This window comes from Streptomyces sp. NPDC020807 (genome assembly GCF_040641575.1).
GTDB lineage: Bacteria > Actinomycetota > Actinomycetes > Streptomycetales > Streptomycetaceae > Streptomyces.
Genome location: NZ_JBFADU010000002.1, coordinates 230081 through 251327, shown reverse-complemented (window position 1 = coordinate 251327; position 21247 = coordinate 230081). Strand labels below are relative to the sequence as shown.

General features: G+C 71.9%; 16 protein-coding genes and 1 pseudogene. 11 read left to right on the top strand and 6 right to left on the bottom strand.

Translation table 11 applies throughout. From position 1 onward, the window contains the following. Window positions 1-46 precede the first annotated feature (46 nt). Window positions 47-493 carry a hypothetical protein gene (locus AB0G79_RS04225; protein ID WP_360800579.1) on the bottom strand — a complete coding sequence of 149 codons (447 nt, stop codon included), beginning with the start codon at window positions 491-493 and terminating at the stop codon, window positions 47-49. Between the two features lie 216 nt (window positions 494-709). Between AB0G79_RS04225 and AB0G79_RS04220 the strand changes: the two genes are divergently transcribed. Further along, window positions 710-2041: an ABC transporter substrate-binding protein gene (locus AB0G79_RS04220; RefSeq protein ID WP_360799857.1), complete on the top strand. Its 1332-nt coding sequence runs from the start codon at window positions 710-712 to the stop codon at window positions 2039-2041. A gap of 22 nt (window positions 2042-2063) precedes the next feature. Here AB0G79_RS04220 and AB0G79_RS04215 read toward each other — a convergent pair whose 3' ends face one another. Beyond that, on the bottom strand, window positions 2064-3380 hold the full coding sequence (locus AB0G79_RS04215; protein WP_360799854.1) for a hypothetical protein: 1317 nt from the start codon (window positions 3378-3380) through the stop codon (window positions 2064-2066). Window positions 3381-3532: 152 nt separating this feature from the next. Then, entirely contained in the window at window positions 3533-4918 is a 1386-nt protein-coding gene (locus tag AB0G79_RS04210) for a transcriptional regulator (RefSeq protein WP_360799851.1), read from the bottom strand. A 244-nt stretch (window positions 4919-5162) separates the two neighbouring features. Here AB0G79_RS04210 and AB0G79_RS04205 point away from each other — a divergent pair, with 244 nt between their 5' ends. The 8 genes and pseudogenes from AB0G79_RS04205 to AB0G79_RS04170 all read left to right on the top strand — a co-directional run bounded on the left by AB0G79_RS04205 (window position 5163) and on the right by AB0G79_RS04170 (window position 14837). Continuing rightward, window positions 5163-5849 carry a bifunctional DNA primase/polymerase gene (locus tag AB0G79_RS04205; protein WP_360799848.1) on the top strand — a complete coding sequence of 229 codons (687 nt, stop codon included), beginning with the start codon at window positions 5163-5165 and terminating at the stop codon, window positions 5847-5849. Window positions 5850-5922: 73 nt separating this feature from the next. Next, entirely contained in the window at window positions 5923-6777 is an 855-nt protein-coding gene (locus tag AB0G79_RS04200; RefSeq protein ID WP_360799845.1) for an ABC transporter ATP-binding protein, read from the top strand. Beyond that, entirely contained in the window at window positions 6774-8405 is a 1632-nt protein-coding gene (locus AB0G79_RS04195) for a transporter (protein ID WP_360799841.1), read from the top strand. Before AB0G79_RS04200 ends, AB0G79_RS04195 begins: the two co-directional genes overlap by 4 nt. A 105-nt stretch (window positions 8406-8510) precedes the next feature. After that, window positions 8511-10220, top strand: coding sequence for a VCBS repeat-containing protein (locus tag AB0G79_RS04190; RefSeq protein ID WP_360799838.1), 1710 nt, complete (start codon window positions 8511-8513; stop codon window positions 10218-10220). 157 nt (window positions 10221-10377) lie between these two features. Continuing rightward, the gene (locus tag AB0G79_RS04185) at window positions 10378-11058 is read left to right on the top strand and encodes a hypothetical protein (protein ID WP_360799835.1); all 681 of its coding nucleotides are present in this window, start codon (window positions 10378-10380) and stop codon (window positions 11056-11058) included. 388 nt (window positions 11059-11446) lie between these two features. Beyond that, a pseudogene (locus tag AB0G79_RS04180) lies at window positions 11447-12190 on the top strand (collagenase); the annotation flags it as partial. A 110-nt stretch (window positions 12191-12300) separates the two neighbouring features. After that, window positions 12301-12693 (top strand): hypothetical protein, encoded by a 393-nt coding sequence (locus AB0G79_RS04175; protein ID WP_360799832.1) that lies wholly within the window; start codon window positions 12301-12303, stop codon window positions 12691-12693. Beyond that, window positions 12690-14837: a tetratricopeptide repeat protein gene (locus AB0G79_RS04170; protein WP_360799829.1), complete on the top strand. Its 2148-nt coding sequence runs from the start codon at window positions 12690-12692 to the stop codon at window positions 14835-14837. Before AB0G79_RS04175 ends, AB0G79_RS04170 begins: the two co-directional genes overlap by 4 nt. Here the strand turns inward: AB0G79_RS04170 and AB0G79_RS04165 are convergent. Together AB0G79_RS04165 and AB0G79_RS04160 are read right to left on the bottom strand one after the other, a co-directional pair. Further along, complete coding sequence (locus AB0G79_RS04165; RefSeq protein ID WP_360799826.1) at window positions 14834-15775, bottom strand: hypothetical protein; 942 nt, start codon at window positions 15773-15775, stop codon at window positions 14834-14836. The two genes, AB0G79_RS04170 and AB0G79_RS04165, sit on opposite strands and share 4 nt — an antisense overlap. Before the next feature lie 167 nt (window positions 15776-15942). Then, window positions 15943-16356: a hypothetical protein gene (locus AB0G79_RS04160; protein ID WP_360799823.1), complete on the bottom strand. Its 414-nt coding sequence runs from the start codon at window positions 16354-16356 to the stop codon at window positions 15943-15945. Window positions 16357-16437: 81 nt separating this feature from the next. Here AB0G79_RS04160 and AB0G79_RS04155 point away from each other — a divergent pair, with 81 nt between their 5' ends. Beyond that, window positions 16438-17253, top strand: a complete 816-nt coding sequence (locus AB0G79_RS04155) for a helix-turn-helix transcriptional regulator (protein ID WP_360799820.1) — start codon at window positions 16438-16440, stop codon at window positions 17251-17253. Continuing rightward, window positions 17250-17423: a DUF397 domain-containing protein gene (locus AB0G79_RS04150; protein WP_360799816.1), complete on the top strand. Its 174-nt coding sequence runs from the start codon at window positions 17250-17252 to the stop codon at window positions 17421-17423. Before AB0G79_RS04155 ends, AB0G79_RS04150 begins: the two co-directional genes overlap by 4 nt. 3 nt (window positions 17424-17426) lie before the next feature. Here the strand turns inward: AB0G79_RS04150 and AB0G79_RS04145 are convergent, their stop codons facing one another. After that, window positions 17427-21233 (bottom strand): serine/threonine-protein kinase, encoded by a 3807-nt coding sequence (locus AB0G79_RS04145; RefSeq protein WP_360799813.1) that lies wholly within the window; start codon window positions 21231-21233, stop codon window positions 17427-17429. Window positions 21234-21247: the final 14 nt, after the last annotated feature.

The window sequence follows — 21247 nt, the reverse complement described above, 5'->3', positions numbered from 1 at the left end:
CGCGAGACCGCGCAGAGCCGCCGTCCGTCAGACGGACCGGCGGGGATCAGGCGGACCGGGTCATGATCTCCAGTACCTCCAGGGAGCGCGGGGGCGCGTCGGGGTCGTCGCCGTCGGCGACCGCCATCCGTACGTGTGCCTCGCGTGCGGCCCGTACGGCCTCCGGCCAGCCCTGGTGCTCCAGGTAGGCGGAGACGGGGGCGTCGGCGCCGATCTGGTGCATGATCCGCAGCACGCGGAGGACGGCGGCGTCGACGAGGGCGGCCTCCGCGGGGTCGCGGAAGACGGCGCCGACGTACTTATCGGCGGACCAGTTGTCGAGCCAGGTGTCCTCGACGAGGCGGTAGACGGCGTCGGTGACGTCGCCGTACCCCTCCTGGCCCGCGAGCCAGGTCGTCTCGTGGAAGACGGGGTCGGAGAGCATGTGCAGCGCGGAGCGCACGTTGATGCGCCAGCGCCACCACGGCATGTCGTTGAGCGGCATGCCGCCCATGGTGGAGGAGCGACGGCCGCGACGGGAAGGGTTCACCGGACGGGAGACTGGACTGGGGACGGGACTGGACACGTTTCGATCGTACGTTCCCCTACCCCACAAGCGGACTCACCCCCTCCCCTTCCACTCCTCCACCCCCGCAATTCACCTTCACGTCACCCTTCGTTGAACCATGCTCACTCCCGCGTTACCCCGGAACCGGAAGCGTGCGTGTTCATGACCGGTAGGCGACTGACCTCACTCCTCGCATACGTCACGACCACCGCGGCGGGTGCGTCGCTCATCACCGGGTGTGGCGTGCTCCCTGGGGCCACGGGGGGCTCCAGGGAGCACGTCACGGTGATGACCTGGGCACCCGACCAGACCCGCGCGACGAACATGCCCGGCATGCCCGCCATGGCGCAGACCTACGCCCGGTGGATCAACGAGCAGGGCGGCATCGACGGCCACGAACTCCGCGTCCTCACCTGCAACGAAGAGAACACCCCCGCGGGCGCCGCCGCCTGCGCCCGGCGCGCCGTCCACGAGGGCGCGGCAGCCGTCGTCGGCTCCTACAGCCAGAACGGCGAGGCCTTCATGGCCCCGCTGGAGGCCGCCGGCATCCCGTACATCGGCGGCTACGGCATCTCGGACGACGAGTTCACGAGCCCGCTCTCGTACCCCGTCAACGGCGGACAGGCCTCCCTCATCGCCGGGCACGGCATCCAGCTCGCCGAGTCCTGCCGTACGGTCTCGCTCGTCCGGCCCGACACCGTCGACGGCGACCGGCTCCCCGGCCTCCTCAACTCCGGCCTGAGCAGGGCCAGTCACCGCAACGCCGTCGACATCCCGGCCGTCGAGGACGCCGGCGAGTACGCCCGGCAGGCCGGGGAGGCCCGCGACCAGGCCGGGGTCGAACAGGGCTGCGTCACCGCCGTCCTCGGCGAACGCACCCAGACCTTCTTCGACTCCTTCCGGCGCCTGCCGAAGGCGACGGAGGGGAAGAAGGGGAACGGGAACGGGAACGGCGGAGAGGGCACGTCCGGCGACGGCAAGTCCGGCAGCGGCACGTCCGACGGCTCCGTCCGCATCTCCTCCGTGCTCGGCAGCGTCGGCCAGCCCGTCATCGACCGCACCGGCGGCGCCCACAGCCCCTTCGAGGGCGCGTACGTCACCGGCTGGTACCCGGAGTCCGGCGACAAGAGCTGGAAGCCGATGCGCGAGGTCATCCGGCAGCACGCCTTCGCGGACAACCGGGTCGACCCGTCCGACCCCGGCGTCCAGACCACGTGGATCGCCTACACGGTCCTCAAGGAGGTCATCGAGTCCCTCGACCAGGACGAGATCACCGGCGAGAAGATCGCCACCGCCCTCGACCGGGGCGCGCGCATCGACACCGGCGGCCTCACCCCGAGCCTGCGGTGGAAGTACGAGGACCTCCTCGGCGCCGCCGGATACCCCCGGATCGTGAACCACAAGGTGACGTTCCAGGTGGTCAGGAACGGGCGGCTCGTGGCGCAGAAGCCCGGCTTCGTCGACGTCGGCGAAACCGTCCTCAGCGCCCCGTAACCACCCAGCGCCCCGCAACCCCTCAGAGCTGCGTGGGCGAGCGCTTCTCCAGTCCGTACTTCTCGGCGGTCGGGTTCCACAGCCCGGCCGCCTGCTTCTTGGCCGCGCTCGCCTCGCCGCTCTTCTCGTTCGCCTCGGCCAGGTGCTGGGTCCGACGGGCCTCCCCGCCCTTGCACTTCTTCTTGTCCTTCATCTCGTCGGCCCAGGCCGCGTAGTGGTCGTCGGCCGAGGCCGAGGCGCGCCAGGCCTTGGTGAGCGCCGACGTCAGGGCCGCGTTCTTCGGGATCTTGTCGACCTTCAGCTTCTCCAGCCTGGTCACCAGGCCACGGCGCTGCTTCGCGGCGGCCCGCAGGTCCTTCGCCGCGTCGTCGAGGTTCGTGCACTTGTTGATCGCCGCGACGGCGCTGATCACCGAGTCACGGCTGCTGTTGCTGTCCCCGAGCAGCTTGTCCAGCTCCTTGGCCTGCGGCTCCGCCGGGTCCGGCTTCTCCTCGGCCGGCTCGGTGGTGGCCTCGCCGGGCTTGGCGTCGGGGGCGGCGGGCGCCGAGGAGCTCGCGGCCACGGTCTGGCCGCCCTTGTCGTCCTCGTCGCCGCCGCTGAGCATCATCCCGGCGCCGAGGCCGACGACCGCGCAGCCGACGACGACGGCCGCGATCAGCGCGACCGGCGACTTGCGGCGCGGGCGCTCGGGCTCGTCGTCGTAGTAGGCGTCCTGGTAGGCGTCCTGACGGCCGCCCGGGTAGCCGTACTGCTGCTGCGGGGGCTGCGGCGGCTGGTACCCCTGCTGCTGGTGCTGCGGGTAGCCCTGCTGCGGGTACGAGGCCGTCGGCGGCTGCTGCTGGTAGCCCTGGGGGGCCTGCGGCGCCTGGGGCCGCTGCGGGGTCTCGCTGCGGAAGAGGCTGTCGAACTCGGCGAGCGGCTGGCGCTCACCGGGAACCTCCGGCGGTACGGGGGCGATGTACTGGGTCGCGTCCGAGGCGCCGTGCGGCTGCCCCTGGCCCGGCAGCGGTCCGGTGCCGAGGAACTGGGTGTCGGACCCGGCGGCGGGCTGCGCCGGCGGGTACCCGTATCCGGGCTGCGGCGGCGGCATCGCGCCGGGGACCGGCGCGATGTGCTGGGTCGCCTGCATGTCGGGGACCTGCGGGGCCTGCGGCGGATAGCCGTACCCCGGCTGCGGCGGCACCGACGGCGGCCCCGCCGGGATCGGCGGCAGGTACTGCGTGGACTGCATGTCGGCGGCGCCCGGCACGGCCTCCGGGGGCAGCGGCTGCGCGGGGGGCAGCGGCTGCCCACCCGCCGCCGGGTACTGCTGCTCCGGACCCTGTCCGTACTGCGTCACCGGGACTCCTACTGATGGACCTACGGAATCGTCGGCTCACGCTACCGGGTACGTCCAGGGCTCCGCACACACGTGTGAGCCCGCTAACACCCCCGCCGTCATCCGCCGGACACCGCCCGAGCCGCCGCCCGAGCCGCCGCCCACGCCGCCGCCTACGCCACCGCCAGGTCCATCCGCGCCCCGAACTCCCGCACCACCGCCTCCCCCGCGTACGGCTCCAGACGGTCCCGCAGGTCCTCCAGGTACTCGGTGCCCCTCGACGACCGCATCGCCCCCAGGAGTTCGAGGGCCCGCGTGCCCGTCCGGCAGGCGAGCTCCACCTCCCGCTGCTGCACCTGCGCCGTCGCGAGCAGCGCGAGCCCGATCGCCCGCCGCCGCGCCCGCGACTCGGGGTGCCCGGCGACCGCCTCCCGAGCGGCCCGTGCCGCCGCCTCCGCCTGCCCCAGGTCCCGGTGGCAGTGGGCCAGTTCGTCGGCGAGGTAGGCGTGGTCGAAGTGCGCGATCCACGTCGGCTCGTCGCCGGCGTCCGGCACGGCCCGGTCCAGCGCCCGTACGGCCTGGGCCGCGGCGACCTCGAAGGCCCGGACGTCGCCGAGCAGCGCGTGCCCGCGGGCCTCCGCCGCGAGGAACATGGCCTCCGCGCGCGGCGGCACCTTCCCCCGCGCCCCCTCCTGCGCCGCCCGCGCCAGCTGCGCGATCTCCCGGGGGTTGCCGAGCTGCGCGGCGAGGTGGCTCATCGACGCGGCGAGCACGTACCCGCCGTACCCCCGGTCGCCCGCCGCCTGCGCCAGCCGCAGCGCCTGGATGTAGTAGCGCTGCGCGAGCCCCGGTTCGCCCGTGTCCACCGCCATGTACCCGGCGAGCTCGGTCAGCCGGGCCGCCGCGGCGAAGAGCTGCCGCCCCACACCCTCCCGGTACGAGCCGGACAGCATCTGCGACACGACGCTGTTGAGGTAGTGCACGACCACGGGACGCACGTGCCCGCTGCCGAAGCGCCGGTCCATGGCTACGAGCGCGGTCGTCATCTCCCGTACGGCCGTCACGTCCGCGACCCCCACGCGCGCGCCCGCGTGCCGGGCCACGTGCGTGTCGGCGCCCGTGATCAGCCAGTCCCTGCTGGGCTCGACGAGCGCCGAGGCCGCGACCGTCGACCCCGTGAGGAAGTCCCGGCGGCCCACGTCGCTGCGCCACAGCTCGCAGACCTGCTCGATCGCCCCCAGCACGGTCGGCGCGAACTGGAGACCGACGCCCGCCGCGAGGTTCCGCCCGTTGGCCATCCCGACCTCGTCGATCGTGACCGTACGTCCCAGCTTGCGGCCGAGGGCCTCCGCGATGACGCCCGGCGCCCGGCCGCGCGGCTGCTGCCCGCGCAGCCACCGTGCCACGGACGTCTTGTCGTAGCGGAGGTCGAGTCCGCGCTCCGCGCCGACCATGTTGACCCTGCGGGCCAGGCCCGCGTGCGAGCAGGCGGCCTCCTGGATGAGTGCCGAGAGCCGTTCGTTCGGCTGACGTGGGACGAGTGGACGGGCTGCTGTCATGAGGAACCCCCTATGACCGTGCGGTGATCACGAGAAGTGATCACTGCCCGGCGGATATCCGGTCAATGCCGATGTGAACACGCGAAACCGGACAGGGGTCACCGGCGCCCCCACTCCCCTGTACCCAGCCCCGCTCCCCGGCCCTCCGCGCGCCCCCACCAGTGCAACCGTGCGCCCCGCATGCAGGATCGATGCGTCACACGACTGCCACGCACGCCCGTAACCCCAGGTGGCGGGGGCAGTTGTGCTCACCGTGGAAGAGACCATCGGAGTCACGGAGACCGCACAGATCCCCCAGCAGCGCGGCGAACAGCTGCTGGACAGTGCCGTGCGGTACGCGGAAGAGCGGCACTGGGACGTGTTCCCCGGGACCTGGCTTGAGGCCGTCGAGGGCAGGGAGCGCTGTTCCTGCGGCGCCGAGGCGTGCGCCGTCCCCGGCGCGCACGCCGTCAAGCCCGACTGGTCGACCCAGGCCACCGGGAGCGGGGTCGGCGCCCGGCGGATGTGGTCGAAGACGCCGAAGGCGTCGATCCTGCTGCCGACGGGCCGGACGTTCGACGCGATCGAGGTGCCGGAGTCGGCCGGCTTCCTCGCGCTCGCGCGGATGGAGCGCATGGAGCTGACGCTCGGCCCCGTGACCTGCACTCCGGACCGCCGGATGTTCTTCTTCGTGCTGCCGGGCGCCGCGACCAAGGTGCCCGACCTCGTGCGGAAGCTCGGCTGGGTCCCGGCGGCGATCGACCTCACCACGCGCGGCGAGGGCCACTACGTGGCGGCCCCGCCGACCCGCATCGGCGGCGTCGGCGCGGTGCAGTGGGCGCGCCGCCCCACCCCGGCGAACCGGTGGCTGCCGGACGCGGAGGAGCTCATCAGCGCCCTCGCGTACGCGTGCGGCCGCGAGGCGGCCGAGGCGCGGAGCCGGGCGCAGTGAACCTGGCGTGATCGCACGTCACCCGTATGGTGGGCCCCTGTATACACGGGGACAACCGAAGGGTTGACGGACCATGCCTGACCAGGCATTTGACGGAGCATTGAAGAAGACGGTCGCCGCGACGGGCACCGCACCGGAGTCCGGTGCGGTGCCCGCGGTGCGTGTCGAGGGGCTGTGGAAGCGCTTCGGACAGCAGATCGCCGTGAACGGCGTCGATCTCGTCCTGCCCGCGGGGAAGTTCATCGGGCTCGTCGGGCCCAACGGGGCCGGCAAGACCACCACCCTCTCCATGATCACGGGCCTGCTCCGGCCCGACCAGGGGCGCGTTCTCGTCGCCGGGCACGACGTGTGGGCCGACCCGGACGCGGTCGCCGAGGTGAAGGCCCGGATCGGCATCCTTCCCGAGGGGCTGCGGCTCTTCGAGCGGCTCTCGGGCCGCGAACTCCTCGCCTACACGGGCCGGCTGCGGGGGCTGCCGGGCGCCGAGGTCGACAAGCGGGCGGCGCAGCTGCTCGACGTGCTCGACCTGGCGGGTTCGCAGAACAAGCTGGTCGTCGACTACTCGACGGGCATGCGGAAGAAGATCGGCCTCGCGGCGGCGCTCCTCCACAACCCGGAGGTGTTGTTCCTGGACGAGCCGTTCGAGGGAGTCGACCCGGTCTCCGCACAGACCATCCGGGGCGTCCTGGAGCGGTACACCGCCTCCGGCGCGACCGTCGTCTTCTCCAGCCACGTCATGGAGCTGGTGGAGTCGCTGTGCGACTGGGTCGCGGTCATGGCGGCGGGCCGGATCCGCGCGCAGGGCCCGCTCGCGGAGGTCAGGGGCGACGCGCCCTCGCTCCAGGCGGCCTTCCTCGAACTGGTCGGCGCCAACCGGCTGTCGGCGCACGGGGAGTCGCTGGACTGGCTGGGCGGCGGGACGAAGTGACGACCACGAACACCGCTGCCGCCCCCTCTCCCGTGCCGTCGCTGACCTCCGTCTTCGTCCACCTCAAGCTGTCGCTCCTGAAGAACGGGCTGCGGCAGTCGGGCGGGCGGACGGCCGCGTACGTCACGACCGCCGTCGTCGGGCTCCTCTTCGCCGCCGCGATGGTGCTGTCCTTCGCGCTCCTGCGGGGCAGCGCGAACGCCGCCACGGTCGCTGTCCTGATCATCGGGGTCCTCTCGCTGTCGTGGGCGGTGATGCCGCTGTTCATCCCGAGCGGCGACGAGACCCTCGACCCCTCGCGGCTCGTGATGCTGCCGCTGCGGCCCCGGCCGCTGATCCGGGCGCTGCTCGTCGCCTCCCTCGTGGGCATCGGCCCGGTGCTGACCCTCGTCCTGGCCTTCGGCGCGGCCCTGTCGGTCGCGCACGGCGCGGCCGGGACGGTCGCCGCCGTCCTCGCGGTGCCGCTCGTGACCGTCGGCTGCGTGGCGCTCTCGCGCGCGGTGGCCGCGGCGAACATCCGGCTCCTCACCTCCCGCAAGGGCCGTGACCTGGCCCTCCTGTCGGGTCTGGTGATCGCGGTCGGCATCCAGGTCGTCAACTTCGGCGCGCAGCGCCTGAGTCAGGCCGGGGGCCTCGACGTCCTCGAACCGGCGACGGACGTCGTCGCCTGGCTGCCGCCGGCCGCCGCGATCGGCGCGGTCGACGCGGCGAGCACCGGGGAGTACGGGGTCGCGGCGGCCCGGCTGCTCCTCTCGGCGGCGGCGCTCGCCGGGGTCGTGTACTGGTGGCGGCGGAGCCTCGTACGGCTGATGGTCGAGCCGGACGGTTCGACGATCGGCGCGGCGACGGACGCGGGGGCCGAGGAGAAGTCCGGCACGGGCCGGCTGGCGCGGCTCCTGCCCGGCGGGCGTACGGGCGCGGTCATGGAACGCAGCCTGCGGTACGTCTGGCGCGACCCGAAGACGAAGGCCGCGTGGGTCACCTCCCTGGCGATCGGCCTGATCGTGCCGATCGTCAACTCCCTCCAGGGCGCGGGCTCGATCTACTGGGCGTGCTTCGCCACGGGCATGCTCGGCGTGCAGATGTACAACCAGTTCGGCCAGGACACGTCGGCGTTCTGGATGGTCGCGCAGACGATCTCGACGACCGCCGACGCGTACGCCGAGCTGCGGGCCCGGGCGCTGGCGATCCTCCTCGTCACCGTCCCGTACACGCTCCTCGTGGCGGCGGCGACCGCCGCCGTCCTCGGCGACTGGTCGGCCCTCCCCGAGGCCCTCGGCCTGGCGCTGGCCCTGCTCGGCGCGGGGGTCGGCACGGGGGCGGTGGCCTCGGCGCTCTTCCCGTACTCGATCCCCCAGGACAGCGGCTACAAGAACGTGGTGCCCGGACAGGGCGGCCTCGCCTGGATGTCGATCCTCGGCGGCATGTTCGGCTCGGCGCTCCTGTGCGCACCGCTGATCGCGGCGACGATCGCACTGCACGTGACGGACTCGCGGTCGCTTCTGTGGGTGCTGCTCCCGGCGGGTGCGCTGTACGGGGCGCTGCTCGTGTGGGCGGGCCTGAAGGTGGCGGCGCCGCGGACGGCGCGGCGGCTGCCGGAGATCCTGACGGCGGTCAGCAAGGGCTGAGACCGCTCGGGGAAAGTGGTGGGGGGAACGGTCGGCGGGCGTGCTAGCGTCCGCCGATCGTTTGTTCGTTCGCTTCTTCCAGGGGTGGGAATGCTTCGCAGATTCATGGGATCTGGTGTCGCCGCCGCGATGCTCGTGACCGGTGGGGTCGTGGGGGCGGGGTCGGCCGTGGCGGCCGGTGACCCGACGTTCGGATTCGGGACGCTCGACGACCAGATCCTCATGCCGGGTACCGGCTACGCGGAGCTGTGGCCCGACGCGACCTACGGCTCGTCCAGCGGCCAGCCCGACGGCACGTACGTCTACGCGATCAGCAAGAAGCCCCTCACCGACGCGACCTGGGCGGCCGGCGGCCTGCCGACCGGCCTGAAGGTGGTGCGCGCCGACGGCTGCGCGCCGAGGAGCGGCAAGCCCGGCGTGTACACCTGCGACGTCCGGAGCTCCGGTTTCCTCGGTCCCGAGGTCGTGGCGGCGAGCACCGCCGCCGACGGCACGAGGATCTACTACGGCCTCGTGTACGTGCCGCGCGGGGCAAGCGTCGACGCGGGCATCAAGGAAGCGCAGATCGCGGCCACGAGGACCGAGACGGACCGTCGGTCGCACGCGACGGTCACGGCCAGGACCAAGGCCCACGTCGCGCTGAACACCATGACCATGACGACCCCGACGCTGCCCGCCGGCGGCACGGTGAAGCACACGGTCAAGCTGCACGCGGTGGACCCGGGAGAGCTGCGGCTCGACCTGTCCGCGGCGCCCGGATACCGCGACTGGGACCCGGGGGAGCTCAAGGTCTCGGTCACCGGCGTCTCCACGGGGACCGCGACCGGGATCAGCTGCGACTACGCGACGGGCTACATCCCCGACGGCGGCGTCTCCTGCACCGTCGCGAAGCCCGGTGACTACACGATCACCTACGGCATGAAGGCCCTGGCGGGCGCGCCGGCCTGGCGGGTGCGGACCCTCGCCACGTACGAGGTCTACGACTTCGGCGTCGGCAACCCGGAGAAGACCTCCGACTTCTCCATCGGCAGCACGATCCCGGTGATCCAGCGCTACCAGCTCGTGGGCCGCGGCACGGACGGCGACCTGTACGCGTACGAGGGCACGGGCAAGAGCTCCCCGCTGTTCCAGGTGCTCTCCCAGGTCGGCTACAGCGGCGACTGGAACCGGTACTCGGCGATCACCCGCCTCGGCCCGCTGACCGTCCAGAGCACCGGCCCCGGCGCGGTCGCCCGGGACAAGTACGGCGTGCTGTGGCTCTACCGGGCGTCCGGTGACGGCGGACTCTTCACCGGCCGGTCGCGCATCGGCGGCGGCTGGAACGTCTACAACCTGCTCGCCGGCGCCTCGGACCTGACCGGGGACAAGAAGGCGGACCTCGTCGCGCGGGAGACGTCGACCGGAGCCCTGTACCTGTACCAGGGCACGGGCGTCACGGCGACGCCGTTCAAGCCGCGCGTGCGGATCGGCGGCGGCTGGAGCGTCTACAACGCGTTCGTCGGCGGCACGGACCTGACCCGCGACGGCAAGGCCGACCTCCTCGCGCGCGGCAAGGACGGCAGGCTGTGGCTGTACGTGGGCACGGGCTCGGCGACGAGGCCGTTCGCCCCCGCGCAGCAGGTCGGCACCGGCTACCAGACGTACAACGCGATGGTCTCGCCCGGCGACCTGAACTCCGACGGCAAGGCGGACCTGGTGGGCCGGGACTCGACGGGCTCGCTGTACTTCCACCCGGGATCGGGCTCGGCGACGAGGCCGTTCGGGACGCGGGTGCGGGTCGGCGGCGGGTGGCAGCGGTACAACCTGCTGTTCTGAGTGTTCCGAGCGTTCTGAGTGTTCCGAGTGTTCTGACGAAGCTCATATGTGGCTCAAGTCCCTTGCTGGTACCACGTGCTGTGGCGATGCTGAGGCGCGGAGCAACACCGACACCGCGCCACCTGACCCGTGGTGCTCGCAGGGGGAGCCGAAGCACATGAAGAAGTACCGGGAGACGGTCCTCGCGGTCTGCGCGGTCGCCGCGCTGGTCGCGGGGGCGTCGGCGTGCACGTCGTCGGGCGACGGAAAGCCGAAGGGCAAGACCAAGCCTGCGGCTTCGGCTTCGGCTTCGGCCAAGCCGTGCGAGGGCGGCACGTACACGTGGTCCGGCGTGACCCGGAAGGACGTCCTGACCGGCGTCTCCGACGAGCAGGAGCTCGGCAAGGACGGCGGGGAGCTCACCCACCCGATGCGGGAGCTCTACACCCCGCACGTGTCGGTCACCTACGCGGACTGGGTCCCGGCCGGGGCCCGGGACGCGAAGGCCGCGCTGAACGCGCTGGGCGTGAAGATCGGCGAGATCGAGCCCGGTGACACCGGCTCGGAGCACGCGTTCACCGACGTGAAGAGGCCGGCGCCGGACACGAAGAACCGCACGAGCATGCTCGGCCCGGGGAAGTTCGTGGACTTCGCCTGGGTGAAGGAGGTCACCGGCGAGTTCACGTACAACTGCGGCACCGAGGCGTCCGTCACGGGCAAGGCGACCAGCTGGACCGTCGACGGGTCGGGCGTCCTGACGTGCTCGGAGCCGCCGAAGGGGGCGGAGAAGCGCGAGGAGTACGTGCTGGAGGCGGCGCGGATCGCCTGCGGGCCGGACGCTCCGGCGGCGAAGGGCTGATCTGACGGATCGCGACCGCCGCGAAGCGCCCCGGGTCTTCATGACCCGGGGCGCTTTCTCATGCGCCCCACGAGGCTCTCCAGAGCACTCGTGTGAACAGTATTGAAAAGCAATGTGACGTGTGCCATTTTACTGCCTGTCCCGTCATGGACGGGTCACCCGCACCAATCCCCCTCCTCCTCGGGAGTCCCCCTTGCGTGCCATAGCCACCGCCCTGCTGGTCACGGCCTTCGCCGCCGCGCCCCTCCAGTCCGCCCAGGCCGCCCAGCCCACTCCCCCGTCCGCGCCCAAGCTCACGGTCGAGCAGGCCCTCTCCGACCCGACCGCGCGCCCGGCCCACGGCAAGGACAAGGGCGGCGCCCCCGGTGAGGCCGCGGGCGGCGGCAACCTGGAGTCCCGCATCCTGTCGATCGTCCACGACTGCAGCCCCTCGCTGCGCATCCGCGCCCAGGAGATGACCGCCGACCAGCTCGCCGCGACCTGCGCGAGCCTCGCCAACCAGGACGCCTTCTTCCACAACGTGGCGAAGGACTCCGGCCCGGTCGCGGGCGACAACAACACCCGCCTCGAAGTCGACGTCTTCAACACGCGCGCCGACTACCAGCAGTACGCGGGCCAGATCTACAACATCGACACCAACAACGGTGGCATGTACCTGGAGGGCAACCCCTCCCGCCCGAAGAACCAGCCGCGCTTCATCTGCTACGAGCGCACCGACGTGGCCCCCGGCTGGCAGATCTGGAACCTGAACCACGAGTACACGCACTACCTCGACGGCCGCTACAACATGTACGGCGACTTCAACGCCGGCTACAGCACGCCGACCGTGTGGTGGGTCGAGGGCGTCGCGGAGTACGTCTCCTACTCGTACCGCAACGTCACGTACACGAACGCGCTGACGCAGGCCGGAAACCACACGTACTCGCTGCGCACGCTCTTCGACACGACGTACGAGAACGCCGACTCGACCCGCGTCTACAACTGGGGCTACCTCGCCGTCCGCTACATGCTGGAGCGCCACCCCGCCGACGTGCAGACCGTCCTCGGCCACTACCGCACGGGCAACTGGGCCGCGGCCCGCACGTTCCTGACCTCGCTGGACTACGAGGCGGACTGGAACGCGTGGCTGACGCAGGTCAACGCGGCCGGCGTCTGAACCGACAGGCAGTAAGCGAGAGTTGAGCCCGGCGGGATTCCCTCCGGGCTCGATGCGTCGAGCTCCGCTGGTCCACTATGGACGGCATGGCGACGTGGCAGCGGATGTGCTGGTGGGGACTGGCCCTCGTGGGGGCCGGTGCGGGGGTCGGACTCCTGGTGTGGGTGACGGTGTCGCATCCGGAGGGGTCGGCGCAGGGGTGGGGCGTCGCGGGTGCGGTGGCGGGGATCGTCGCGGCGGGCGTGGGCCTGTGGCAGCTGCGGGCACCGGCGCCGGCCGCCACCACCGCGACGGGGCCGGTTGTCGCCGAGCGGGGCGGGATCGCGGCGAGGGGGAACGTGACCCGGTCCTCGACGACGTACGTGGGCACGCCACCGCCCTCCCCTTCCCCTCCGGGGCAGGACGGCCTCGTCGCCCGGGAGGGCGGGATCGCGGCGGGCGGTGACGTCGAGGACTCGACGACGGACGTCCGCCCGTGATCGGCAAGCGGCCCACCGAACCGAGGCAGCCCACGCAGCCGACGCAGCCCACGCAGCACGGGACGAACGGCGGGATCGCCGCCGGCGGGAACGTCAGCAACTCCGTGGCGCAGCACGTGGAGGCCCAGCAGGCGTTCTTCCTGCCTCCCGACACGCACGGGCCGATCCCGGCCGAGGCCGGAGGGACCGGGATGTCCAACATCCCGGCCACCGAGGGCTTCGTCGGCCGGACGCCCGAGCTCGCGGCCCTGGAAGAGGCGTTCACCGCTCCGGGAGAAGTGTTCGTGCAGGCGGTGCACGGACTCGGCGGCGTCGGGAAGTCCGCGCTCGCGGCCGAGTGGGCCGCCGGTCGTCACGAGCTGGTGCGGTGGTGGATCACGGCGGACACGGCACCCGCCGTCGAAGCGGGGGTGGCGGCCCTGGCACGGGCCCTCCAGCCGGGCCTGGCCGGACTCCCCGCCGAGGTGCAGACCGAACGCGCGACCCGCTGGCTCGCCGACCACCCGGACCGGTGGCTGCTCGTCCTGGACAACGTCGAGGACCCCGCCCACATCCGCCCGCTCCTGGACCGCGTCCCGGGAGGGCGGGTCCTGGTCACGACCCCTCTGGCCAGCGGCTGGCACCGGCACGCGACGGTCGTCCGGCTGGGCGTGCTGGCCCCGGCCGACGCGGTGGAACTGTTCACCCGCATCCTCACCCAGCACGGCCCGCGCGACGGCACGGGCGCGGAGGCGGTGTGCGCGGAGCTGGGCCACCTCGCGCTGGCGGTGGAGCAGGCCGCCGCCTACTGCGCGGAGACCGGCGTCGGCCCGACCGAGTACCTGGAGCAACTGGCCGCCTGGCCCGCCACGATGTACGCGGCGACGGCCGAGGGCGGCGACTCGGCCCGCACTGCGGCCCGCATCTGGCGCCTGACGCTGGACCGCGTGGCGGCCACGCCGCTCGCGGGCGACGTGCTCCGCGTACTGGCCTGGTACGCCCCGGACCGCATCCCCCGCGACCTGCTCGCGCCTCTCGGCACACCGCCGGAGGTCAACGCGGCGATCGGCAAACTCGCGGCGTACAGCATGATCACCGCCAACCGCGACGGCACCCTGAGCGTGCACCGTCTGGTCCAGGCCTTGGCCCGTACGCCGGATCCGGAGGACCCCCACCGACAGGCCGATGACATCGACGGGGCACGGGACGCGGCTGCCGCATTCCTAGTCAACGTATGCCCCATCGATCCCGACGATCCCACGAACTGGCCCCGCTTCCAGACGCTCACCCCCCATGTAGGCGCCCTCGTCAGCCACCATCCCAGCGACCACGACACCGTCGCGACCGCATACATCCTCGACCGCACGGCCGCCTACATGCTGGGCCAAGGCTCGCTCGACCGGGCTCTCACGCGGCTCCGGCGCGCACTTGCCGCGCAAGAGCGGGAGCAAGGTCAAGATCATCCGAGCACGCTCACATCACGCAGCAATCTCGCCAGTGCGTACAGGTCAGCTGGGGACTTCGCCCGTGCCATCTCCCTCCACGAAGAAACCCTCACCGCCCGGGAGCGCGTCCTGGGTCATGACCACCACGACACACTCAACTCTCGCAACAACCTTGCCAGCGCGTACGACGCGGCAGGACAATTCGCCCGCGCCATCCCCCTCCACGAAGAGACCCTCACCACCTGCGAGCAGCTCCTGGGTCATGACCACCCACACACGCTGATCTCACGCAACAACCTCGCCAGCGCGTACAGGTCAGCAGGGGACTTCGCCCGCGCGATCCCCCTCCACGAGACAAACCTCGCCACTCGAGAGCGGGTCCTGGGCCTTGATCACCCGCACACATTCGTCTCACGCAACAACCTCGCCATCGCGTATGCGTCGGCGGGGCATCTCGACCGAGCCATCCCGCTGTACGAAGAAACCCTCACCGCCCGTGAACGCGTCCTGGGTCATGACCACCCCGACACACTCCTCTCACGCAGCAACCTCGCCAGCGCCTACCTCTCGGCCGGACACCGGGGTCGGGCAGCCTCCTTGTACGAAGCAACCCTCAGCACCTGCGAACGCATCCTTGGCAGGGAGCATCCACTCACCGTGCAGGTGCTTGAGAACCTGCAGTTCATGCGCGAAACCGCTGACGGGCAGCAGCCGTCCTAAGCGGATCCGTCCGCAGCCGCTTGGGCGACCCGGTCACGCCAGGGGATCCAGGCAGAAGCAGGGCCTCGGGTCTGCTCCGGGTGGCGTTCGTGGTGGGCCTGCCAGGCCGCTTCCATGCGGCAGGGGCCGCAGAGGGTCTCGTCCGCCACCGGGCGGAAGACATGGTCGTCTCCCGGGCCCTCGCAGGCGATCAGCGCCCTTCGGGCGAGCGGCGGCGGCACGGCTGCTACCGGCTCAGGCATCTTCGCCATCAGGCGGTGGCGGAGGAAGCCGACCGCCGAGCGGACGCCGTCGGGCGGGAGGTACGCCGTCAGGGCGCGGACCAGTTCGCCGGCCGTGACGCCTCGCCGTAGCCACTCCGCCGCCGTCCCGGCGAGGCCACGGGCCTCCCGGACGCCGAGGAACAGGTCGCGGTGGGAGTGGCGGAGGGAGAGCAGCAGGCGTTCGGCCTGGACGACTTCGGGGTGGGGGGCAGGGTCGGGGGCAGGGTTAGGGGTGGGGCCGGGAGCGGGGTTCTCCTCCCCCGGCCCTTCCTCCTCGCCGCTCGGCGCCGCCGCGTCCGCCCGGGGGGTAGGGGGGTGGGGGGTTTCGTCTTCCCCCCAGTCTTCGTCCAAGGGTTTTGAGCCGCGAGCTTCCCGGGACTCCCCGTTGCCGACTTCCCGCCACCGGTCACTCGGCGACGCGGAGGTCCGCAACGCGTTGGCCTCGTCACGCGTGAGGGTGACATTCGAGAGGAGCTGCTCGGTGACCCAATGACGGTTCTCGTTCTGGTACTTCCACTCATGGAGGTACCCGTCCGCGATCAGGTGCTTCCGCGCGTTGCGGTACTGCCGAGGCGTCAGTTCCAGCTGCTCCGCGTACTTGCCGAGGGCTTCGCAGCGCTCGTGCTCGGGGAGGCCCTGGACCAGGAGGAGGAGGATCTTCGCGTCGCTGTTCATCCGACGCGTGCGAAGGATCTGGTTGGAAGCCTTCGTGTAGTCGCCCGTAGGGGCGATAGCATGCCGAAGCATTTCTGGTGGACTCTCATTCCACTGGGCGTGAAGGTCCTCGGACGGTGTTGGCGCACCCCCGGGGACCGCTCCATTTACGGAGTGTGATGACGGGGTTACCGTAGCGCACAACTCACCGTCATATGCAACAACTTGGCCTCTACGAACGGATCTTCGACCGTCGGTCGGGACCTCCAGTCCAGCGGCCAGGTGTGCCCCTGGAACGCCGGGATCCCGACGTACGCCTCGCTCTTCCCGCCCCCGTTGCCGAGCGCCCGCGTGAGCGCCGGCCACTCGAAGTCACGGACGGTGCCGGGCGGCAGCAGGAAGTAGAGGTTCTTGTCCCCGGTCGCCTCGCGGACGATCGGTCCGGCCTGGAAGTCGGTGAACTCCATCAGCCGGTAGGCCACGTCCTCACCGAGGAAGCCGCCGATCCGTACGGCGTCGAAGTAGACACCCGCGAGGCGGAGTGCGTGGCCGGTGGCCGGGACCCAAGAGGGCGCGCTGTCAAGCGGCTTGCGCAGATTCATGCGGCCAGCTTCTTGGCCGTGCTTCCCTGTGACCACGTGCACAGGTGGGTTGTGCCGAACTGTGCACTCGGGAGGTCGGGTGTGAACAACGAGAAGAAGGACCTTGGCGCCGCCAAGGCGTTCGGAGCACTGCTCCGCTTCTATCGGGAGCGGGCAGGCATGTCCCAGGAGGTGCTGGGCCGGAAAACCGGGTACTCCAAGTCGAACATCGCGATGATCGAGCGGGGGCTCCGGCGGCCGAAGCAGGTGTTCGTCGAGTTCGTCGACGAGTTGTTCGGTGCACAAGGTGCACTTTTGAAGCTCGCCGAGGACGTGATGGCCAGCGGTATCGCTGCCTGGTTCGAGGACTACCTGGCCGAGGAGGCCAAGGCGGCGGGGATCCACTGGTACGAGACCCATCTGATCCCCGGACTGCTCCAGACACCCGAATACGCGGAAGCAGTCTTCCGCTGTGCCGTCCCACCCATGGAGGACGAAGTCATAGAGGCGAGCGTGACCGCACGCATCAAGCGCCAGGAAGTGTTCTTCCGCAAACCGCCGCCGCTCGTGACGTTCGTCCTGGAAAAGGCCACGCTCACCCGGCCGATCGGCGGGCCTGACGTACTCCGGAAGAACCTGCTGTACATGCGCGAGTGCGCGGATCTTCGGAACGTCACGATCCAGGTGATGCCGGAAGACTGCTGGACCCACGCCGGTCTGAACGGGCCCTTCATCCTCCTGGAGACAGAAGACCGCCGTAACCAACTCGTCTATGTCGAGGGGCAAGGCGGCAGGTACTTTCTCAGCGAACAGCCGGACGTGGGGGACTGCTTCGCCCGCTACAGCGCGCTGCGCGCGCAGGCCCACACGCCCGAGAATTCCGCACGACTCATCGAACAGGTGGCACGAGAGCTATGAGCACCGACCTCAACTGGTTCAAGAGCAGCTACAGCGGCGATCAGCAGGGCGCCTGCGTCGAGGTCGCCGCCACCCCCCACACCATCCACGTCCGCGACTCCAAGGACGTCACCGTCCCCTCCCTCACCCTCTCCCCCACCGCCTGGGACGCCTTCGTCTCCGCCGTGTAGTCGTCAGCAAAGGCTCCGGTACGGAAGGTCCGGGACGTACGTCCGCCACTCCTCGGTGGTGATGTCGCGGCCCGCCTTCTCGCAGGTCGCCGTGGACAGGGCCTCGGGGGTCAGGTCCACGGCGTGGGTGCGGCTGCCGCTGAGGGTGCGCAGGACGTTGCCGTCGAAGGCCATGGCGTCGATCTCGCGGCCGTCCAGCTCCAGGGGCCGGCCCAGGGCGAGGCGGGCCTCGACGTCCCAGAGCTGGACGGTGACGCCGTCCACCGTGGCGGCGAGCAGGCGGCCGTCGGGGGAGAAGACGGGGAGGGCCAGGGAGGAGCCGGAGTGGGTGCCGCCGTTCACCGTGCTGCCGGGCATCCGGGCCAGGCGGCGGCGGGCCTCGCCGTCCCACAGGTCGATCCAGCCCGAACCGTGCACCACCGCGAGGAGCCTGCCGTCGGGTGAGTGGGCCACGTCCGCGATGTCGTCGCCGAAGTCGGCGCGGCGAACGGTGCCGGTCGCCAGGTCGAGGACGTCGCCCCTCGCGGTGACGAGGCGGCGGCTGTCGGGGCTGAACTGGCCGAAGCCCCGGTGCCCGCCCGCGTAGCGGTGCACGCGCTTGCGGGTTCGTACGTCCCACACGTCGATGGCGCCGCCCTTGGCGGAGGGGACTCCCGCGTAGTCGCTGTAGAAGGCGACGTAGCGGTTGTCGCGGGAGAGCGTGATGAGGAAGACGTCCCGCTGCTCGGGGACGAGCGCGCGCAGCAGCTCCTTGTGGGCCCGCACGTCCCACACGCTCACGGACAGGTTGAGGTTCTCGCCGGACGGCCGGAAGTCGGTGAAGGCGGCGAGCTTGCCGTCCGGCGACAGGGCGCTGATCTTGGTCTGTGCCGCCTCGCCGGGCCCGATCCGCTGCGTCAGAGGCGTACCCCGCTCCTCGCCCGTGCGCGCGTCGAAGACGTGCTGGGCGAGATCGTCGGCGCCCTGACGGTAGAGACCGGTCCTGCCGTCTGCGGAGAGCGCCGAGCCGTCGACGGACGGGCGGGCGCGCTCTGCGCCGGACAGGGCGGCCGTCAGGTCGAGCCGGTGGGCCTGCTGCCGGCCGTTGCTCAGATAGGTCAGCGTGTGGGACTCCTCGTCGAAGCCCAGCCCGACCGTGCCGTTCGTCCTCAGCCCCTGGCTCCCCGGGCGTTCGGCCCGGCGGAAGAGGGGGACGGAGGAGCCGTCGAGACTCCAGACGGCGAGGGGATGCTCGTCGGACGAGGTCACGACGTACCGGCCGCCGGAACTCAGCCACGCGGACGCGTCCGTCTCGGTGAGGGCGCCGACCGGGGTGTGGGCTCGCAGGCGGCCGTCCGCCGTGGACCAGGCGAAGAAGGCCCTCCCGTGCGGGAGGCCCACCGTGCTGCCGTCCGCGCTGAAGCTGAACCCCCTCTCGCACGTGGCGCGCGCGCCGTCGACGGGGTCCGCGACGGTGGCGGAGCTGGAGAACACGAACCGGGGCTGGGCCTTCCCCGGGCGGATCGCCCACACCGACAGGGGCCCCTTGCCGGCCCCCGTGTCGTCCCTCAGGCAGGCAGCGAGGTGGGTGCCGTCCGGGGAGAGGACGTATCCCCCGGCTCCCCCGACTCCTCCCTCGATCGTCCACGTACCGGCGCCGGGCGAGAAGAACCGGTAGGACGCCGGTGGCACGTCGCTCAGAGGCCCCTCCGGGCTGAACAGGACGTGTCCCCTGCTCGACACCTGCGCGGGCTGGAAGCCGGGCTGTCGGGGCACGGGCTTCCCGAACGGTCGGCCGTCGCGGGTGGACACCAGCTGGTACGCGCCCGCCGCGCCCTTCGTCATGAGCAGACGGCCGTCGCCGCTGAGCAGGAGCCCGCCGAAGGGATCGCGGACGGAGCCCGTGACGGTGAGCCGGGGAACCGAGGCACCCTTCTGCCCCCTGGTCAGGTCCCGGAAGGTCGCCTTGTCGTTGAGGAAGGACATGAACGTGCGTCCCCTGTCGAGGAGTCGCGACCCCTGGGGTTCGCCCTCGCCCCCACGGTCGACGGGGAGGTCGATCACACCGGTCTCCTGCTGCGTCGCCGACACGCCCAGCGACGCCCGCGCCTCCGGTGTCCGCGCGATGCGCCACGCGGCCAGGCTCAGGAGCGCCGCCGTGTCCGGGCTGCTGCCTCGCAGGCTGTCGGCGGCCTGGGCCACGGAGCGAGACGTCGCCTGGTCCCGGCGGATCGACGCCTCGGCGCCACGGCGTTCGCTCTCCCTGTTCTGGAACCAGGCGACGGTTCCGGCCAGCAGCGCCGCCACCATCAACACCGCTGTTGCTGCGAGCAGTTGACGTCTGCGGCGGGCCGTACGGGCGGACACCTCACGGGCCACCTCCAGGAGGCGGACCTCCAGGGGGCTGGGGCGCAACTGGGCGGGGGCGACGGCCAGCCAGTCCAGGAAGGTGCGGAGGGCCGTGCCCTGGGGCAGGTCGTCGGGGCGTTCGCCGTGCTCCTGCCACTGGCGGGCGGCGCGGCCCAGGGCCCGGTGGACCACGAGCCGGGGCCGGTCGGCGTCGACGGCGGTGCGGAGCCTGCGCCAGGCGGGGATGAGGGCGGCGCTGACGGGACGTACGGAACCGTCGTCCTCGGAGACGTACAGGATGCCGGCGGCGGCGAGCACCGTGACCGCCTCGCGGACGGCCCGCCGCTCGCTCTCCGGGCGTCCGGCGTACAGCTCGTCCTGGCTCGCCGTACGGACGGAGTCCTGGGAGCCGTCCGACGCCTCGCCGGGGGCTATGAGGCGTAACAGGACCTCCTGGGCCACTGGTTGGGCGGCCGGAGGGAGGGCGGCGAAGGCCGCTTCCGCTCGCTCGCCCAGCGGGGGGACCGCCTCGGTCGGGGGGTGGGGCGCGGCCTCGCGCGAGGTCGCGTGGCGCGCCCCCGCCTCCAGCAGGGCCCGGCGCGGATCCGCCGCGTCGCCCGGTCCGCCGATCAGGCCGGCCAGGAGCTCCTGCGCGGAAGGGCGGTGCGCGGGGTCCTTGGCCAGGGCCGCGGCGACCAGCGGGCGGAAGCGGGGCTGCACCGCGCCGAGGTCGGGATGGACGGACGCGGTGCGGTGGGCGACCTCGCCGATGTGGGCGCCGCGGAACGGCTCGTCGCCGCTCGCCGCGAACAGCACGACCGCTCCCCAGGCGAACACGTCGGACGCGGCGGTGGCCCGGTGGCCGGACAGGACCTCCGGCGCCATGTAGCCGAGGGTGCCCATCAGCGCGCCCGTGGCCGTGAGGGACATGTCGGCGGCGCGGGCGATGCCGAAGTCGATGATGCGGGGGCCGTCCGGGCCCAGGAGGACGTTGCCCGGCTTCAGGTCCCGGTGGATCACGCCGGCGCTGTGGATCGCGGCCAGCGCCGTCGCCGCACCGGTCGCCAGTCGCACGACGGCGTCGGGGTCGAGCGGGCCGTGGTGGTGGACGTGGGCGGCGAGCGTGGGGCCGGGGATGTACTCGCTGACGATGTACGGGACGGCGCCTTGCCCTTGTGCCTGTACCTGCGCCTGCCCCTGCCCCTGCCCCGGTCCCCCCGTGCCGTCCGCCGCGGGAGGGACGGCCACGTCGAGGATCCTGGCCGTGCAGAACGGCGCGACCTTCCGGGCCGCCTCGGCCTCCTTGCGGAACCGTTCCCACACGAACGGCGTGGCGTCCCCGCGCAGCACCTTGACCGCGACCCGTGCCCCGTCCCGGGCGTACGCCTCGTACACCACGCCCTGCCCGCCGGACCCGAGCCGCGCGGCGATCCAGTAGTCGCCGAGCCGCTCCGGGTCCTCCGACGTGAGTGGAGTCGTCAACTCGCCTTCCCCCT

What these genes read in the sequence shown, in the direction of transcription:
- AB0G79_RS04225 (WP_360800579.1), bottom strand. Translation starts at nt 493, where the DNA reads ATGGGCGGCATGCCGCTCAACGACATGCCGTGGTGGCGCTGGCGCATC.
- AB0G79_RS04220 (WP_360799857.1), top strand. Translation starts at nt 710, where the DNA reads ATGACCGGTAGGCGACTGACCTCACTCCTCGCATACGTCACGACCACC.
- AB0G79_RS04210 (WP_360799851.1), bottom strand. Translation starts at nt 4,918, where the DNA reads ATGACAGCAGCCCGTCCACTCGTCCCACGTCAGCCGAACGAACGGCTC.
- AB0G79_RS04200 (WP_360799845.1), top strand. Translation starts at nt 5,923, where the DNA reads ATGCCTGACCAGGCATTTGACGGAGCATTGAAGAAGACGGTCGCCGCG.
- AB0G79_RS04190 (WP_360799838.1), top strand. Translation starts at nt 8,511, where the DNA reads ATGGGATCTGGTGTCGCCGCCGCGATGCTCGTGACCGGTGGGGTCGTG.
- AB0G79_RS04185 (WP_360799835.1), top strand. Translation starts at nt 10,378, where the DNA reads ATGAAGAAGTACCGGGAGACGGTCCTCGCGGTCTGCGCGGTCGCCGCG.
- AB0G79_RS04175 (WP_360799832.1), top strand. Translation starts at nt 12,301, where the DNA reads ATGGCGACGTGGCAGCGGATGTGCTGGTGGGGACTGGCCCTCGTGGGG.
- AB0G79_RS04165 (WP_360799826.1), bottom strand. Translation starts at nt 15,775, where the DNA reads ATGAACAGCGACGCGAAGATCCTCCTCCTCCTGGTCCAGGGCCTCCCC.
- AB0G79_RS04160 (WP_360799823.1), bottom strand. Translation starts at nt 16,356, where the DNA reads ATGAATCTGCGCAAGCCGCTTGACAGCGCGCCCTCTTGGGTCCCGGCC.
- AB0G79_RS04150 (WP_360799816.1), top strand. Translation starts at nt 17,250, where the DNA reads ATGAGCACCGACCTCAACTGGTTCAAGAGCAGCTACAGCGGCGATCAG.